At 38.8% G+C, this 17,563-nt stretch carries 16 protein-coding genes and 1 pseudogene; 6 read left to right on the plus strand and 11 right to left on the minus strand.

The features are described from left to right. Positions 1 to 119: pseudogene (locus tag HYG88_RS12400) on the plus strand (IS4 family transposase); the annotation flags it as partial. Between the two features lie 76 nt (positions 120 to 195). On the opposite strand, the gene HYG88_RS12405 reads toward HYG88_RS12400, so the two are convergent. The 3 genes from HYG88_RS12405 to HYG88_RS12415 form a co-directional block, all read right to left on the minus strand. Further along, complete coding sequence (locus HYG88_RS12405; protein ID WP_005160626.1) at positions 196 to 3,345, minus strand: efflux RND transporter permease subunit; 3,150 nt, start codon at positions 3,343 to 3,345, stop codon at positions 196 to 198. Between the two features lies 1 nt (position 3,346). After that, positions 3,347 to 4,537, minus strand: a complete 1,191-nt coding sequence (locus tag HYG88_RS12410; protein ID WP_005160623.1) for an efflux RND transporter periplasmic adaptor subunit — start codon at positions 4,535 to 4,537, stop codon at positions 3,347 to 3,349. Between the two features lie 145 nt (positions 4,538 to 4,682). Beyond that, positions 4,683 to 5,135 (minus strand): Lrp/AsnC family transcriptional regulator, encoded by a 453-nt coding sequence (locus HYG88_RS12415; RefSeq protein ID WP_004962624.1) that lies wholly within the window; start codon positions 5,133 to 5,135, stop codon positions 4,683 to 4,685. A 155-nt stretch (positions 5,136 to 5,290) separates the two neighbouring features. Here HYG88_RS12415 and HYG88_RS12420 point away from each other — a divergent pair, with 155 nt between their 5' ends. Beyond that, on the plus strand, positions 5,291 to 5,908 hold the full coding sequence (locus HYG88_RS12420) for a LysE family translocator (RefSeq protein WP_005160620.1): 618 nt from the start codon (positions 5,291 to 5,293) through the stop codon (positions 5,906 to 5,908). A gap of 55 nt (positions 5,909 to 5,963) precedes the next feature. Here HYG88_RS12420 and dapC read toward each other — a convergent pair whose 3' ends face one another. The 4 genes from dapC to HYG88_RS12440 form a co-directional block, all read right to left on the minus strand. Continuing rightward, positions 5,964 to 7,133, minus strand: coding sequence for a succinyldiaminopimelate transaminase (dapC, locus tag HYG88_RS12425; RefSeq protein WP_005160617.1), 1,170 nt, complete (start codon positions 7,131 to 7,133; stop codon positions 5,964 to 5,966). Positions 7,134 to 7,158: 25 nt separating this feature from the next. Further along, the gene (gene glnD, locus HYG88_RS12430; RefSeq protein ID WP_005160615.1) at positions 7,159 to 9,825 is read right to left on the minus strand and encodes a [protein-PII] uridylyltransferase; all 2,667 of its coding nucleotides are present in this window, start codon (positions 9,823 to 9,825) and stop codon (positions 7,159 to 7,161) included. A gap of 24 nt (positions 9,826 to 9,849) precedes the next feature. After that, on the minus strand, positions 9,850 to 11,067 hold the full coding sequence (gene purT, locus HYG88_RS12435) for a formate-dependent phosphoribosylglycinamide formyltransferase (protein ID WP_171062433.1): 1,218 nt from the start codon (positions 11,065 to 11,067) through the stop codon (positions 9,850 to 9,852). Positions 11,068 to 11,187: 120 nt separating this feature from the next. Next, complete coding sequence (locus HYG88_RS12440) at positions 11,188 to 11,577, minus strand: tautomerase family protein (RefSeq protein WP_005160613.1); 390 nt, start codon at positions 11,575 to 11,577, stop codon at positions 11,188 to 11,190. Positions 11,578 to 11,771: 194 nt separating this feature from the next. Here HYG88_RS12440 and HYG88_RS12445 point away from each other — a divergent pair, with 194 nt between their 5' ends. Next, positions 11,772 to 12,236, plus strand: a complete 465-nt coding sequence (locus HYG88_RS12445; RefSeq protein ID WP_034602705.1) for a hypothetical protein — start codon at positions 11,772 to 11,774, stop codon at positions 12,234 to 12,236. A gap of 55 nt (positions 12,237 to 12,291) precedes the next feature. Here HYG88_RS12445 and HYG88_RS12450 read toward each other — a convergent pair whose 3' ends face one another. Then, positions 12,292 to 12,576 carry a hypothetical protein gene (locus HYG88_RS12450; protein WP_034602703.1) on the minus strand — a complete coding sequence of 95 codons (285 nt, stop codon included), beginning with the start codon at positions 12,574 to 12,576 and terminating at the stop codon, positions 12,292 to 12,294. A 211-nt stretch (positions 12,577 to 12,787) separates the two neighbouring features. Then, on the minus strand, positions 12,788 to 13,492 hold the full coding sequence (locus tag HYG88_RS12455) for a Crp/Fnr family transcriptional regulator (RefSeq protein WP_005160610.1): 705 nt from the start codon (positions 13,490 to 13,492) through the stop codon (positions 12,788 to 12,790). 106 nt (positions 13,493 to 13,598) lie between these two features. Here HYG88_RS12455 and HYG88_RS12460 point away from each other — a divergent pair, with 106 nt between their 5' ends. Beyond that, positions 13,599 to 14,132 carry a DUF962 domain-containing protein gene (locus tag HYG88_RS12460; protein ID WP_005160609.1) on the plus strand — a complete coding sequence of 178 codons (534 nt, stop codon included), beginning with the start codon at positions 13,599 to 13,601 and terminating at the stop codon, positions 14,130 to 14,132. 133 nt (positions 14,133 to 14,265) lie between these two features. Further along, positions 14,266 to 14,841: a hypothetical protein gene (locus HYG88_RS12465; RefSeq protein WP_005160608.1), complete on the plus strand. Its 576-nt coding sequence runs from the start codon at positions 14,266 to 14,268 to the stop codon at positions 14,839 to 14,841. Positions 14,842 to 14,869: 28 nt separating this feature from the next. On the opposite strand, the gene HYG88_RS12470 is transcribed toward HYG88_RS12465, so the two are convergent. After that, positions 14,870 to 15,658: an alpha/beta fold hydrolase gene (locus HYG88_RS12470; RefSeq protein WP_005160607.1), complete on the minus strand. Its 789-nt coding sequence runs from the start codon at positions 15,656 to 15,658 to the stop codon at positions 14,870 to 14,872. A gap of 147 nt (positions 15,659 to 15,805) precedes the next feature. Here HYG88_RS12470 and HYG88_RS12475 point away from each other — a divergent pair, with 147 nt between their 5' ends. Then, a complete protein-coding gene (locus HYG88_RS12475; protein ID WP_005160606.1) occupies positions 15,806 to 16,711 on the plus strand; it encodes a GlxA family transcriptional regulator in 906 nt (301 codons plus the stop codon). Here the strand turns inward: HYG88_RS12475 and HYG88_RS12480 are convergent. Continuing rightward, positions 16,704 to 17,549, minus strand: coding sequence for a GGDEF domain-containing protein (locus tag HYG88_RS12480; protein WP_005160605.1), 846 nt, complete (start codon positions 17,547 to 17,549; stop codon positions 16,704 to 16,706). The genes HYG88_RS12475 and HYG88_RS12480 overlap by 8 nt on opposite strands. Positions 17,550 to 17,563 lie beyond the last annotated feature (14 nt).

The raw sequence follows: 17,563 nt of genomic DNA on the forward strand, positions 1-17,563 counted from the left end.
GTTTAGACTATGTTCAGATGGCTATTCTACGTTTGATTGGTTTTGGAAAAAAAGAAGAATTTAAGAAAGTGCTCGCAATTTTAAGAAAGAAAAAGCCTGATAGGACAAGGGCTCTATGAAATTTGTCTTGTACAGAGAACAATAATATAAGTATTAAAAAAAGACGGTCATAAGACCGTCTTTTTCACATACAGATCAAAGCTGTTCAACCGCTTGATCTTTGGTTTTTCTAAAGCTATGCAGCTTGCGATTAATATCATCAATAAAGGTATACACCACTGGAATAACCAATAAAGATAAGAAAGTGCTCGTGATTAAACCACCAATTACTGAAATTGCCATTGGTGCACGGAAGCTTGGATCTGTTCCGATACCCAAAGCGATAGGTAGCATACCTGCACCCATAGCAAGGGTTGTCATAATAATCGGGCGCGCACGTTTATGACAGGCATCAAGCAAAGCATTAAATCGTGAATAATCTTTCTCTTTTCTTGCGATGATCGCGTAATCGACTAAAAGAATAGAGTTCTTACTTGCAATCCCCATAAGCATAATTAGTCCAATCAAACTTGGCATTGAAAAGCTGCTTTTTGCCAAAAGCAACAATACAAATGCACCGCCCAAAGACAATGGTAATGCGACCAAAATGGTAATAGGTTGTAAGAAGTCTTTGAATAAGAGCACTAAAACGACATAGATACATAGCACCCCTGTGAGCATTGCCAATCCAAAGCTTGAGAAAAGCTCCTGCATTACCTCAGCATCACCAATATTGGTACGTTTCACGGTAGGTGGTAAGTTTTTCATCGTTGGTAATTGATCAACTTTTGCTGCTACATCACCAAGCGGTTGGTTATTCAACTCAATATTAAAATTAATATTGCGCAGGCGATTGAAACGATCGATTTGTGATGGACCGCTTTCAATATTGACATCAGCAATTGTGCCTAACATCACTGGACCATGACTTCCTTTAATCATTAAGCGTTTAATCAATTCCTGATCTTGACGTGCAGAAAGCGGAAGTTTGATCACGACAGGAACTTGTCGTTGCGATAAATTTAATTTTGCAAGGTTTTGGTCGAAATCACCTGCAGTGGCAATTCTCAGTGTTTCTGCGATATCAAAAGTTGTAACCCCAAGATCAGCTGCTTTAGCAAAATCTGGGCGGATAACCAACTCTGGACGAATGAGTGCTGCACTGGAAGTAATACTGCCGATGTTTGGAATTGTGCGTAATTCGCGTTCCAGCTTACGTGCTGTTGAAATAAGAGCTTCAGGGTCATCACCTGATAAGGCGAGTTGATATTGGCTATTGTTCCCTGCTATACCGACTTGAATACGAGCACCGGGTAAAGGAGCGAGTCGTTGACGTATTTCACTTTCGATTTCTTGCAAACTTAAACTACGATCTGAGCGCTCTGAGGTTTGGATTGTCAGAGTTGCTTTTCGAGGCTCACTGGATGCACCACCAGAAAAAGGATCTGAACCTGCTGCACCACCGCCGATGGTTGTATAGATGCTTTTGATTTCTGGATGATCTTTAATAAGATTTCGTGCGTATTCGGCAGTTTTTAAGGTGTCTGCGAATTGTGAGCCTGGAGTGAGTTCTAATCTTACTTGAGTTTGTCCTGTGTCAGGTGGTGGAACAAAACCTGTAGGCAGAAGTGGAATCAGCATAATGGAGCCGATGAAAAACAGAATAGCACCACCAAGCGTAACCCAACGGTGATGTAGACACCACGTGACTAGACGCATATAACCACGCATAACACGACCATCTTTTTCTCGGTCACATGCAAGCTTGGATGTTCCTTGATCATTTAATCTATCTGCATCTGAGTTTTCTGCTGTGTTCTCAACTTTACCAATCCAAGGCTTCAAAATATAAGCTGACATCATTGGTGTTAATAATCGAGCGACTAAAAGCGAGGCAAATATTGCTAGCGCTGCTGTCCAACCAAATTGAACAAAGAATTTTCCTGCGATTCCACTCATGAACGCGGTGGGAAGGAATACAGCAATCAATGTAAATGTGGTTGCAATAACAGCTAGTCCAATCTCATCGGCTGCTTCCATAGCAGCTTCATAAGGTGTTTTACCCATCCGTAGATGCCGAATGATATTTTCAATTTCAACAATAGCATCATCCACCAAGATACCCACGACGAGCGACATAGCGAGGAGTGTTACGGTATTTAATGTAAACCCGAAATAGTACATGCCGATTAAGGCAGGCAAAATAGAAAGAGGTAAAGCGGTTGCTGCAATAATCGTAGCTCTCCAATCGCGCAGAAATAGCCAAACCACTAAAATTGCAAGAATTGCACCTTCATAAAGTAGTGACATGGAACCTTTATAGTTGTCAGCAACAGGCTTAACGAAGTTAAAGGCTTCTGTGATTTTGATATCTGGGTGAGATGCCTTAAGCTTATCTAATGCTTCAATAACGCCTTTTTCAACATCAACTTCACTTGCACCTTTACTTCGTGTGATCTCAAAACCGATTACTGGCTGTCCATTCAGTAATGCTGCAGAACGTCGTTCCGCTATTCCATCTCGAATTGTAGCCACTTGATCAAGTCTGATATGTCGACCATCACTTAAAGCAATATCCATGGCACCAATTTCAGCAGCTGTTTTTACAGTTGCAATCGTACGAATGGATTGTTCACTGCCACCAATCTTGGTTTGTCCACCTGAAGCATCTTGTTGAACCAATCGAAGTTGGCGAGTGATATCAGTTGCAGTCGCATTGAGTGCCAGTAATTTTTCAGGATCGAGTTCGACTTCAACTTGGCGGGTGACACCACCAACACGTGCAACAGCACCCACACCTTTAACCTGTAACATAGCGCGAGCAATATCGTAATCCACGAACCACGAAAGAGCTTCTTCATCCATTTTAGGAGATTGGATGGTATAGGTGAGGATAGGTGAACCAGATAGATTAATTTTACTAACAATCGGGTCTCTTAAATCAGCAGGTAGGTCTGAACGTACTTGTGAAACAGCATTACGCACGTCATCAACAGCTTCTTGTAGTGGCTTTTCTAGCTGAAATTCTGCGGTGACAGTCACAACACCATCTTGAATGTTGGTGTATTGATTTCTTAGACCTTGTAGCGTTGCAATTGAGTTTTCAATTTTACGTGCAACTTCTGTTTCAAGTTGAGGTGGGGCTGCGCCGGGTAATGACGCAGTTACGGTGACCATCGGAAGTTCAATGTCTGGGAATTGTTGTATTTTCATCCAGTGAAAACATAACAATCCTGCCAAACCGAGCATGATAAATAATAAAATGCCCGGAATTGGATTGCGGATTGACCAAGCAGAGAAATTCATTTTATTTCTCCTGTGTATTCACAAGTTGTTTGGTCAGTGGGGTATCAGGTATGTCTTTGGCAACAGTAACTAAATCTCCATCAGTTAAGAAACCTGTTCCAGAAGAAACCAATTTTACTTGTGTTGGTAAATCCATGATTTCTACACGATCACCTAGACGGCGACCTATAGTGACTTTTTGCTGTGTTACACGATTATTTTGATCAACAATAAAAACATAAGAAAAACCATCCCGTAGCAATAATGCTGTTTGTGGAATGGTTAATGCTGTTTTTTCACCTAGATCAAACTCTCCCTTTACAAACATTCCCATACGAATTGCTTGAGTTGTTGGTAAATCAACATATACCAAACCATAACGTGTTTGAGGATCAATTACTGGTGCAATCATCCGAACTTGACCTGTCACTTTGGGTTGTGAAGGATCAGGTGAAATAACGTGAGCAGTCATGCCTTGTTGAAGTTTGTATAAATCTGTTGTTGTAACTTCAGCTCTCCACTCCAAGCGATGATCTCGAATCAAGCGGAATAATTCTTGACCTGTTTGTGCTAAAGAGCCAACTGTTGCAGTTCTAGCAGAAATGACACCGTTGTCAGGAGAAACGACTTGTGTTTGGGCTAAGCGCAGTTGATTACTTTCAATTTGTGCTTTTGCTGCATCTAAACGTGCTTGAGCTGTTGCTTGTGATGTTTGATATTGTGTTGATTCTTGAGCTGAAATAGCACCAGTATTTTTTAACTGCTGAATGCGCTTATTATTGGTAATTGCATCCGCCAAAACAGCTTGAGCTTCTGCATAGCTTGCTTTCGCTGCCGCTAAATCAGCACGAATAGTTTCACTATTGATTTCAGCTAAAATCTGACCACGTTTTACTTCATCACCGACATTTACATTCACACGTGTTAATCGCTGTCCAGATAGCTCACTGCTAATTACAACTTCTTGCCAAGCTGCAATATTTCCATTCGCAGTAAAAACTTGTTTCCAGTTTTGTTGTTCTGGTGAAACTACTGTTACGGTCAGTGCAGCTTTTTGAGTGTTTGTTTGAGCATTTTTTTGCTTATCATCTGTATATGAGTTTTTACTTGAACTCGTTTTCCACATTAAAAATGTAACGGTGATAAGTACAATAATGATTGCAGCAATCAACCAAACCTTTTTCTTTGTATTTTGTGAAGTTTGAGGAGCCATCTTTCCATAGTCACCAAATTTTGATGCCTAAGTATAGACGAACATTTCAACAGATGGTCAATAGTTAATAGACAGATGAATAGCTTTTAAATGCACTATATGTCGGGAGACAAATGAATGGAAAGCGGCTACATATTATGAATATTTAAAGAGGTAATAAGCGGTTGATCACCACATTTTTCATCACAATCGTTGAGGTGAGTCGTTGCACATTTGGTAATGCCGATAAACTATCATCATAGAGTTTCTGAAAACTAGCTAGATCTTTGGCAACCACATGGAGAAGATAATCAGGATTACCAAACAGACGCTGTGCTTGAATAACGTTAGCTATTTCACTGACTTTTTCTTCAAATTGAGATAGTGCGCTTTTATCTCCATCTTTAAGTGTCACAAAAATGATAGCTGAGAAATTAAATCCAATTTGAGATGCTTCCAAATCCGCATGATAGCCTTTAATCACACCAGATTCTTCCAAAGCTTTCACTCTACGGTGGCAGGGAGACAAGCTTAGACCTACTTTTTCAGCGAGTTCTGTGATAGATAGTCGCCCATTTTTTTGTAATTCAGCAAGAATTTTCTTATCTGTGCGATCCATTTAGAAGAATCTCCTGAATAAATAGAAATAAAAGAAATTAATTAGGAAAACATTTTAACCATTTAAGCATATTCTCTCCAATAGATTTTTCAACACATGGTTGAAATAAAAAATAATTTCAATCGTAGTATATTGAAATAAATAGAGTTATGGATATGGATTTAAATGTAATTATTGCCTTTTGGTGTGTTTCAATCTTGTTTGTTTTAACACCTGGCGCTGACTGGGCGTATGCAATATTGGCGGGAATAAAAGGGAAGTTTATTGTTACAGCAGTTTCAGGGCTTGTACTGGGGCATTTTTTAGCGATTTTGTGTGTTGCAGCTGGCGTGGGCACTTTAGTTAGTCATTATCCAATTTTATTGACATCTTTAACGATTGTTGGCGCATGTTATTTACTGTGGATGGGTATAAGCTTGTTGATTCGACCAGCCATCATCTCAAGTACTGAACAACAGACATCTGCGTTTGATTCAGCAAAGTCTTGGTTCGTTAAAGGTGTGGGAATTAGTGGTTTAAATCCGAAAGTTTTATTGCTCTTTTTTGCACTATTGCCGCCATTTATTCACCCAAACTTGCAGTTTTCAGCTACAGCTCAGATCCTTTCTTTAGGTATTATTCATCTAATTAGCTGCGCAATTGTTTATGTATTGGTTGGATTGGCAGCAAAGAAACTATTAAGTACCAGACCCCATGCGGTAAGGGTGGTCAGTCGAATTTCAGGTACCTTGATGGTTTTGATAGCCACAATTCTAATTATTGGTCAGGTTTAAGTTTTATTTCGGAATCTGTAATAGAAATCACTTACAGATTCCGAACTCATTGTATTTAAAGAATTGCTTTTAAGCGTTTAACAACTTCTTCACATTGAGCAAGATCAGCAACTAGAGCCATGCGCACGTGACCTTCGCCTGGATTGCCTTGTTCAGTATCACGAGATAAATAGCGACCTGGAAGAACTTTGATATGTGCTTTTTCCATAAGCATTTGAGCAAAAGTTTCATCATTGTCAACTTTTAACCAATAGTAGAATCCAGCATCTGGCTTTTGTAGTGGTAATAAATGACCAAGTTCGCTTTGGAATAATTCAAATTTCGCACGATATTGTTGGCGGTTTTCTTCCACATGTGCTTCATCATTCCACGCTGAAATAGATGCAAGCTGATGTTGAACAGGCATTGCTGCGCCATGATAGGTACGATACTGTAAATAAGGTTTTAATAATGCTGCGTCGCCTGCAACGAAACCAGAACGCATACCCGGAAGGTTTGAACGTTTTGAAAGTGAATGAAATACGATGCAATTCTTATAGTCATCACGTCCAATTGCAGCACAGACTTCTAAAAGGCCAATTGGTGCTTGGTCAAACCAAAGTTCTGAATAACATTCATCAGAAGCAATAACAAAACCATATTGATCAGACAGTGCGATTAGCTTCTTAAATTGTTCTTTTGAGAGTACGGTTCCCGTTGGATTTCCTGGTGTACATACAAACAATAAAGCTGTTTTTTCCCAAACTTCTGCAGGTACAGCATCAAAATCGCCTAAATAACCATTTTCTTCTGTACAGTTAATGAAATATGGTTTTGCACCAGCAAGTAACGCAGCACCTTCATAAATCTGATAAAAAGGGTTTGGCATTACAATATAAGGCGCATCTTCTCTTTTAATCAAAGCTTGTACAAAAGAAAAGATTCCTTCACGTGTGCCAGAAACAGGCAAAATATGTTCTTCTGCACTGATTTGATTCAGTGAAAAGCGATTTGTAAGCCATTTTGCAATACTTTGGCGCAGCTCAGGTAAGCCCTTACTGTTTGGATAGGTTGATAAATGTGCAAAGTTATCAATAATTGCTTGTTTAACGAACTCAGGTGCAGGATGTTTCGGTTCACCAATAGACAATGGAATCAAAGGTAAATTGGCTGGTTGCACATTTTTAAAAAGTTGATTTAACTTTTCAAAAGGATACGGATGCAATAAAGACAAGCTAGAGTTCATTTAAACAGTTACCGAACAATAAAAATTAAGAGGGTGGATTACAAATTTGGTTTGATGCTTCATCAAGAGCCGCTTTCAGTGTCTCAGCAAAGAGTTTGACCTCTTCATCAGTTAACAACACACCATTTTTTTTGGTTACAAAGAAAATATCTTCAGCACGTTCACCTAGGGTAGCAATCCTCGCTGAGTGGATATCCAAACCTTGTAGCATGAAGAGAGCGCCAATACGTGCAAGTAAACCAGGTTGGTCAAGTGTCGATATTTCAACCATATGTTGTTGTAAAGCAGGGTTTAGAGCGATATCGACAGTGTTCTGAACATCGAAATGACGCAAATGTCTTGGTATACGACGTTGCATGATACCAGGGTATTGGTCAGGATGGCTGAGTGCTTCAACCAATGCCAATTTCACTTTTCGTTCCCGTTCTGGGTCAGTCAGTAAGGTACCAAAACGATCTAAGACTAAATATGTGTCTAAACTAAAAGCAGTACTTGCCGTAATAATTCGGGCATCTTGAACATCAAGGTTCATACGATCTAGTACGGCTACGGTTGTGGCAAATAGGTTTGGTTGATCACGGGTATAAATAAAAATTTGTACTGCATCTTGTGCAGCATTGCGGTGAGCACGTAACAATACCAACGGAGCAGGGTTATCGCCGTGCTGTAATATGGCTTGAGTATGCCAAGCGATTTCATTTGCAGATTCTTTTACAAAGTATTCATCACCAAGTTCTTGCCAAACTTTTTCGACTTCGGCGAGAGAGAAGTTATTGACCAATAATTCACTGGCAGCAAATTTGGTGTCTTCAATCAACATTTGATAGTCAACAGGACGACCTAAGCCTGAACGAATCACATCTCGCGCATAGGTATACAACTGGCGCATAAGGGAAGCACGCCATGTATTCCAAAGTTTAGGATTCGTGGCATTAATATCAGCGACCGTTAAAGTGTATAGATAGTCTAAATGTTCCATATCACCGACTTTTTCGGCAAACTCTTTCACTTCATCTGGATCAGAAATATCTTTCTTCTGTGCAGTAAGAGACATGAGTAGATGATTGTTAATCAACCATGCTACAAGTTTACATTCACGTTCAGTAAAACCATGCGTGCGACAGAACTCGATGGCATCTAATGCCCCTAATTCACTATGATCGCCGCCACGACCTTTCGCAATATCATGGAAAATTGCTGCCATATAGACAATATCGTGACGCGCAATACGTTGGAATACTGAACTCACCACAGGGAATTCTTTAGCGAATTCAGGTTCTTTAAAGCGACTTAAGTTTCTGAGTAATAATAAGGTGTGTGCATCTACCGTGTAGATATGGAACAGATCGTACTGCATTAATCCTGTGATCTGTCCAAACGAAGGAATGTAGTTCCCTAATACGCCATAACGTTTCATCGCCACCATCGTGTCATATAAGTGCGGTGAGCGAATAATTGACATGAATAATGCTTGATGTTCTGGGTTGTCACGGAAACGTTGATCAATTCGTTTGGCTGCGAGCACAAGAAGACGCAAGGTACGAGCACGAATGCCTGTAATTTCTGGTCGATTGGCTAACAGATAGAATAGTTCTAAAATTGCACTCGGTTCTTCAGAAAATACTTTGTGATGCTGAACAGCGAGTTTACCGTCTACAATTTTAAAGCGTTCATTAATGTCGATAATTTGGCGTTCATAATCAGGCAGACGAGGGGTAATGACTGATTCATTGAAGTAAGCAAGTAACATCTCATTCAGCGTTGAAACTTGTTGCGCTGTTCGATAATAACGCTTCATGAATTGTTCAACTGCAAAGTTCACAGGTTGACCTTCTTCACGAACATAACCAAATTTTGCTGCTATATCTCTTTGATATTCAAATAATAAGCGGTTTTCATCTCGTTTAGCGATACGATGCAAATGGGTTCTAATCTCCCATAAGAAACTTTCAGCTTCTTCCAGTACGCCTAATTCAAATTCAGTAATAAAGCCTAAGTGAACTAAATCATAAATACGATTGACACGGAAGTGACGTTTGGCAATCCAACCAATTTGATTAATATCACGAATACCGCCAGGTGCATTTTTGATATCTGGTTCTAAATTGCTTTCAGTATTATTGTGTTGAGCGTAGCGCTTGGTCTGTTCCGCCATTTTGGCATCATAGAAGGTTTTATCTGTCCATGTCTGGGCGACAATACGACGTGGCCATTTAGCCAGTTGTTCATTGCCTGTAATTAAACGTGCCTCGATTAAAGTTGAAGCAACAGTTAAATCATTTGCTGCTTGTTCAACACAGTTTTGAATCGTACGAACGCTAATTCCAGGTTTAAAATTACCAACATCCCATAAGGATGAAATAAAAGTTGAGATCAGTTTTTCTTGCTCTTCGTTGATTTCATCTTCAGATAAAATCATGATGTCAGTATCGGAATATGGCAGCATTTCGCGACGACCATATCCTCCGACCGCAAATAAACCTAATTCAGTTTTATTTAATTCAGCATGATTCCATAAAAAGACTAAGGCCTCATCAATTGAGTTGGAACGAGCCTTAATCACTTCACGAATAGCTTGCCCATTTTCATAACTCTCTTGTAATTGCTTTTCTACATCTGTTCGCCATTGATTAATGGCTTTAATATCATGATGACTGGTGACATAGTTCAGCAAAGGAGATGTATTGATCATGAAAATGGGTCTACTCAATTTAAGTTAAGAGTTTGTGTGTACGCTCACTTGGTCAGCAGCTTGTTGCGCTAATTCACGTGCTTGGTCTGTTGTTTCAGCGCGTGCTGTTGCAACTCCCATACGGCGACGTTTAAAACCTTCAGGTTTACCAAATAAACGTAAGTCAGTATTCGGATTGGCTAAAGCAAGATTCAAGCCATCAAAGCTGAGGTTATTCGCATCTACACCTGCATAAATCACCGCACTTGCCGCAGTACTATGGCGAGCTGTATTAACAGGTAAACCTAAAATAGCACGCGCATGCAATTCAAATTCGCTTTGGTATTGAGAAGCTAAAGTTACGAGACCCGTATCATGTGGGCGAGGGGAAACTTCGCTGAACCAAACTTTATCGCCTTTGATAAATAGCTCTACACCAAAGATACCACAGCCACCTAATGCAGTTGTTGCTTTGTGTGCGATACGTTTAGCTTCTTGTAAGGCAGCAGCAGTCATTGGTTGAGGTTGCCAGCTTTCGACATAGTCACCCGCATCTTGGCGGTGTCCAATCGGATCACAGAAATGGGTTTCGATTTCGCCAGTCTTAGGATTTTTTGCACGAACTGTTAATAAGGTGATTTCAAAATCAAAATCAATTTGTGATTCGATAATCACGGTACCTTGATTCACACGACCGCCTTGCATCGCATATTCCCAAGCGGCATCAACTTCATCAAAGCTTTTAACGCGAGACTGACCTTTACCCGATGATGACATCACTGGCTTTACAAAGTTTGGATAACCGATGTCATCACATGCTGCCCGGAAACTTTCTAAAGTACTGGCAAAGCGATAAGCGGATGTTGGTAGACCGAGTTCTTCAGCAGCTAAACGACGAATTCCTTCGCGGTTCATTGTGAGATTGACTGCTTTAGCTGAAGGAATAACGGTTGCTGTTTGGCTTTGTTCAATTTCTACAAGCACTTCAGTCGCAATCGCCTCAATTTCAGGAACAATCAAATTGGGTTGAATTTTTTCAATTAGTTGTTTTAATTCGGTTGGATCAGCCATATTCAATGTATAAGAAAAATGTGCAACTTGCATGGCTGGTGCATGATCATAACGATCTGCGGCATGAACTTCGACACCTAAGCGTTGTAAAGAAATCACAACCTCTTTACCTAGCTCCCCAGAACCTAACAGTAAAACCTTAAATGCAGAAGATTGAAGTGGAGTTCCAAGAGTGACGCTCATGCGTGTAATCCTATCCTGAGTAATTTGTGGTTAAGCATAGCAGAACTTTTTGATGAATTAAGCTTGCCTGATACAAAAAAACAAGGTTTTGTTAGACAAAAAATATGACTTATCATCGTGTTGATCTGTTTAGACATTGACTTGATAGTTAAGTCGTAATTCATCTGCATTTTGACCACGGATTCCCCAATTTGATTTTGGGGTTTCAAAAATTGTAATTTCAATATCTTGTGGGGAAATACCGCATTGCTGCTGAATATTAGAAAAAATTGATTGAATAAATTGTTTTTTTGCCGAAGTTGTTCGCCCTTCAAACATTGAAATTTCAATAATCAAATATTGTTCACTGCGATCATTTGGATATATAAAATCTTCTGGGGCTAAAGCAATAAAGCGCTGAAATTTTTTTTCTACAGGATAATCGAGGCTTGTGACCAGTGCTTGGTGAATAGCACCTGACAATTGACTTCTAAATTGTTGAATTGTTTGATGTAGTGCATAAATTTTGATTTGAGACATAAATAGGTTATTCCAAAATTAAGATTAGAAATTTTGATTCACATGATATTTTTATTTCACCACTTTAAATGATATTGGCATTAAATCAATTCTTTAGAACGTAGATTGTTCTATGGGATAAATAAGTAACAACGATTGAGTATTGTTGCTGAATTGACTAGCATAATGCGCAAATGTTCCATTGGCGATTTGATATGTTTAATACAAAAACTCATGTAGCGACAATAATGTTGTTTAGCAGCCTTTTATTGACTGCATGTGATCATTCAAGCAATCAGCCAGAAAAAAAAGTGGAAATTAAAGCAGCACCCAAACTTAATAATGATGCAACAAGTTACGCACAAGCTGCTTGGAAGCTCATTAATGAAATTGATCCAATTGTCTACAATAAACAATCTACTGAGATTGAGGATAAAGTCAGAAAACCATTACGACAACTCAGTACCGATTGGCGAATTAATGTCAAAATGACGGATTCTGTGACTGAAGGAAAATATGCGCTATGCCGTAAAGCATTGACTAGTCTGGATACTTGGGCAAGAGATGTTAAAGAGAATGTGAGTTCGTCAACACAAAAGCAAGCTGACTACGAACGAGACAAGGCACAGTGTAAAGATGCAATTGATAATCCAGCTTTAGGCAATACCTCACCTAAATAAAAAAGCGAGATGATGAATCTCGCTTCAGCTGGTTAAAGCTATCATGCGTTTGGGTTTATGACGTTTTTCCTGTTTTTGTGGCTTCCTGCTTGATTTGTGTGGTTGATGTTGTTGCTGCTTTTTTAGTATCCGATGACATTTTCATGGTGTCATGTTTCATTGTCTCTTTTGCTTTCGTGGTTTCTTTTTTGGTTTTTACAACATTTGTTGCTACACATTTGCCACCTTTATGATTTGGTCCTGTGCCACCCTGTAATTGAGTTCCTTTCGGGCAGGCAAATGCACTTGCGCTTAATACGGTGAATAAGCCTGCTGTTAGAATTGTTGCGACTTTTTTCATAATTGTCATCTGAATCAGGTAAGCGATAGTGCTTATGATTAATTTAGACGAGTTTTTAACAACAAAGCAGAATGATTTTGTGAATAATTTAAATTGAAGCGTAGTGTTTTATAGCGAGAGTTTATCTTTTAATTTATGTTTAAGATTAAGTGGATATTGCATAATATATGATCTAATTTTCTAAATAAGATCATACGATCGCCGTAACACTTTATTGCTTTAGATAACCGACAGCAGCGACTTTCTTTAACTTTTCAATATCAATCACCTCAATTTTTTTAAAACCAAGTTGGATGATTCCTTGTTTTTCAAATAGATTTAATTCTTGATTAACGGTTTGTCTTGAGATTGTTAGCATATTAGCAAGTTGATCTTGTGAGATTTGAATATTTAAATCTTGAATGGATGAGCGGTTACCGTAACCTTCTAATATAAATAACAAGCGTTGAGCAAGACGCTGACTGATCGTTTGAGTTTGAATTGCAATTTGCTCTAAAAAGACATAGCGAAGTTTTTGACTGGTCAGTAGGGCAAAGAAATACCAATAATAGGGATTTTTAGATAAAAACTCGTTCAGAGGTTGAGCTGGGATTTGAAGCACAACACTTTTTTTCAATGCAATAGCATCATGAGAGCGTGGTTGTTTGTCTATGAGAGAAATCTCGCCAAACCACATGATTGGTTCAGCGATAGCAGCAATTGCTTCATTACCGTTAACGTCTATGTAACCCAAACTAATTGAGCCATCGAGAACACCATACACACCATCAAATTGATCTTGAGCATTAAACACAGCGGCATTTTTTTCAATTATAAGTTTCTTACCATGATCCAAAATGAACTGCTTGAAAGGCTCTGCAAGATGACTAAACCACGAATTTTGCTGTAAATGGTGTATATGAATGGGATCTAACACTCTATTTCCTTTTAAAAATATAAATCCATTTGTCAGCTACATGACAATTTTATTTGCTGATTTGTAATAGATTAATAACATACAGAAATAATATGAGGAATGAGCAATGACAAATTTGGAACGACAACTCAGTCAGTATGCTGCTTACCATTTAGATCGAAATAATATTATGACTCATTTTGTAGGCATTCCTTTAATCGTTTTCTCTATCTTATGTTTAACCGCACGAGCAGGGATCGAAATATCAGGTTATCCTATGACATTGGCAATGCTGCTCATTGTTTTAAGTAGTATTTATTATCTTACACTTGATAAGTTGTTTGGTGCCTTGATGCTGATCTTATTGGTGTTGGCTTATCCTTTAGCTTTAAAAGTTGCGGCTTTATCCATGTGGAGTTGGTTAGGTGCGAGTGTTGGTATTTTTGTTGTAGGCTGGGTCTTTCAGTTTGTAGGACATTATTTTGAAAAGAAAAAACCTGCATTTGTTGATGATCTGATTGGTCTGGCAATTGGTCCATTATTCGTTTTAGCTGAGTTTGTATTCTTACTAGGTTTCCGTAAACCATTACATCAACGTATTTTGAAAGAAGCTGAAAGCAAACGTGCCGCGATGGATATGAAAGTCCAAACTGCATCTTAAGCCCAGATAATTTTAAAAGAGCCGAGATCATTTAGATTTCGGTTTATTTATTGCAATAAATAGATCATTTAAAATGTGCCATCTGCTTGTTATGCTGATTGGTCTTTAACTCAAGATCTATATTTAAAAGCAAATGACAGGACTTTACGAATATTGGTCATTACCACACAAGTTAAGCATTAAATGCCCCTCATGTCAGCACAAAGCGAATTTTGAATTTGCTCGATTTGCCAAGATTCAACTCAAAAAAGACATCGATTATTTTCAGCAGCATCCAGATTTTGAATATCAGCGTTTTCAGGATAGTTGTGGTGGTTATTGGAATGCTGCTTTTTACTATCCTAATTTATCGGTTGATTTGCAGCAGATCCGCGATTTACCTGAGACTTATGATGTACAAAAATGGTCTGTGCCTTACTCTTCAATGAATAAAGGCGGAGTGGTGTGTGAATCTTGTGATTGTCGTCAAAAACATGAACTGAATTGGCCGAATGATGCTTATTATGTGGTGATGTATAGACAACAAGTGCTATGGGCATTTCATCGTGAAGCGGCGATTGATCTCTATGACTATTTAAAAGAAGATTTACGCGATCATAAAAAATATCGCCACTCTTTCTTTTTGTTGCATATCCCGACGATTTTTAAACAGAAGAAGGCTAGAGTGCATGTGACCAAACAATTACAGAAATTATTAAAGAATCAGTAAGATGGGATGACCGATTTTTAATGTCATTTTAGGCGTAGAGTGCAACAAATTCCTTGATGATTTGAACAATCAGTTGAGGTTTTTCTCGATGGGGAACATGCCCACACGCTTCAATCAAATGTAATTCTGCATCCGTATATTTAGCTAATCGTTCAGGTTGCGCTAAGCTGCCATATTCATCATTGTGACCATGAATGGCGAGCAATTTTGTTTGTAATGCTTTGAGGTTATTGTCCAGAGTCCAATTGCGAAATGCAGGTGAAAGCCATGTTTCGGTCCAAGCATCCAAAACCCATTGTGCTTTTTCTGCATGATATTTTTTGAGTTTTTGCAATTGTTCAGGCTGTTGGAACATCTGTTTTGCATCAGAAACGCCATCTAAGGTCTTTTGTTCAATATATGCCTGAGCCGCTTCCGTAATCACTGCAACACATTTGAATGGATATTGTGCTGCAAAGCTGACCGCCATGCCACCACCAACACTATGACCTAGCGCAATCACTTGTGAGATTTCAAGCTGATCTAAAAGTTCAGCAGCAACAAGAGCTTCTTGTTGGATAAAATCGGTAGAGAGTTGTGTGTCGCTTGCATCAGATTGTCCAAAGCCGTGACGATCATAGGCAATAATCATGCGATTGGTTTCGATGCAAAGTTGTTCAGGAAAATCTCGCCATAGTTGCACGCAGCCTAAAGAGTCATGGAATAATAGAATCGGAATTTGTTTACTTGGCTCAGTCTGTTGTGGCTGCCATATCTTTACAAAGAGATTGCCTTCAAGTGATGAGATGTTTTTTTCAACGGTTTCACAGTGTCGCATGGCAAGATAATCCAAATGTATAAATTGAATATCAGAATAGTTAAAAACCATTGTGTAATATAGATATAATCATGACGATAAATAGTCTGATCGTGCCATATTGAAATGAAAAGAGTTGCAATTGTTGCTTATGACGGATGTTGGGCAATGAGCCTGATGATGGTTAAGGATTTTTTTCATGTCGTGGCTTTGTTGGAAGCGCGACAGGGGCAGGTTGCAACATACCAAGTTGAAATTCTAAGTATCGATGGATTAGCGAAACAGAGTGCAAGTGGAACACAGATCGATGTCAATGGGCATATCATGCTAGATCGTATTTATGATTTGGTGATTATTCCTAGTTTTGAGGGGAAGCAGTTAGCAACATTAACATTACAAAGCCATGATTTAGTGCTGTGGATTAGACGTTTAATACAACAGCAGATTGCTATTTTAGCAGTTACAACGGGTGTTTATTTTATTGCAGCAACTAAACTTGCTGATCACATCCTGTTAGCAACCCATTGGGCTTTTATTCGTGAGCTAAATGGTTTATTTCCTAGCTGTTCATTTACTAAAAATCGAAATTATCTATACGCAGGATCGATCTATAGTACAGGGACATTAATGGGTACATTTGATGCTTTACTGGGCATTGTTGCACAGCATAAAGGGGATTATTTTGCACAATTGTGTGCAAGCCATTTATTGATGACCTCACCGCAATTACTAAATCCTGTATTACCGATGTATCGTAATCATTGTGATGAAGCCGTATTGCAAGTACAAGATTGGCTAGATGAACATTGTGCTGAGGAAAACAAGATTGCCGATCTGGCCCAGCAATTTAATTTTAGTGAGCGGAATTTGAAACGGCGTTTTCAATTGGCGACGCAGATTTCTCCCAATCAATATTTGCAACAGGTGAGAGTTGATAAAGCCAAGAAGTTATTATTAACCACAGATATGAAGATTCAGCAAATAGCTTATGAAGTGGGCTATGAAAATGTAAGTTTTTTTATTCGAATATTTAAAAAGGTCACAGCTTGTACACCGACGCAATGGGTCAAATAAATGATTGAATCGTGGTTTGTGATTTACCTAAAGATTTTGATTGATACATGAGCTGATCTGCAGTCTTGGTTGCATCTTCAAGGTTTTCTGGTAATTCGGATAAAATGGCTAAACCCATACTAAAATCAACGCCATATTTTTGATTTAAGCCACTTTCTGCAAATAATGTTCGCAAGTGGTGATCACAAAGATAGGCTTGGGTTTCATCAATATCTAATAAAATAATTGCGAATTCATCACCACCTAAACGGGCAACAATGTCTGAAGAACGACATGATTTTTTGAGAACCTGTGAAAACTGGAGCAGAACCTCATCACCACCATGATGTCCATGAGTGTCATTGACTGCCTTGAAGCCATCAAGGTCAATGATGCCAACTGCAAAACACGTTTGTTTGCGGAAATTCAACTTTCGCAGAATACGGTATTCAATATCAAAGGCGCGGCTATTATCGAGAGAGGTGAGCTGATCTTTCATTGCCAGATTTTTCATTTCCTGCCAGTTTTTACGCACATTGATCAGCAAAAATGCAACAATTGAAAAGAAACCTAAACGAACGAAAGCATTCCAAAGAGGGATAAATGTATTGGAATAATGATGACCAGCATGAATGTCTGCAATCAACCAAGTCATGCCTGACAGCATAATGGTCAGCACAGTGATCTTATATTGGTCGTACCATGCTGCAATTGAAACAGGCAGTAGATAGAACACCGAGAACGAATACTCATAACCTGTTGCCAAGTCAATCATACCAAGCACAGCAGTGATGAGCAGAATCAACAACCGCCGTATCATTGGATTATGTGCGAATAATCGTTCTAATGTTCTTTCCATAGTGTCTTTATGTT

Origin of the sequence: Acinetobacter sp. SwsAc4 (assembly GCF_013391535.1) — a bacterium.
Classification (GTDB): Bacteria; Pseudomonadota; Gammaproteobacteria; order Pseudomonadales; family Moraxellaceae; genus Acinetobacter.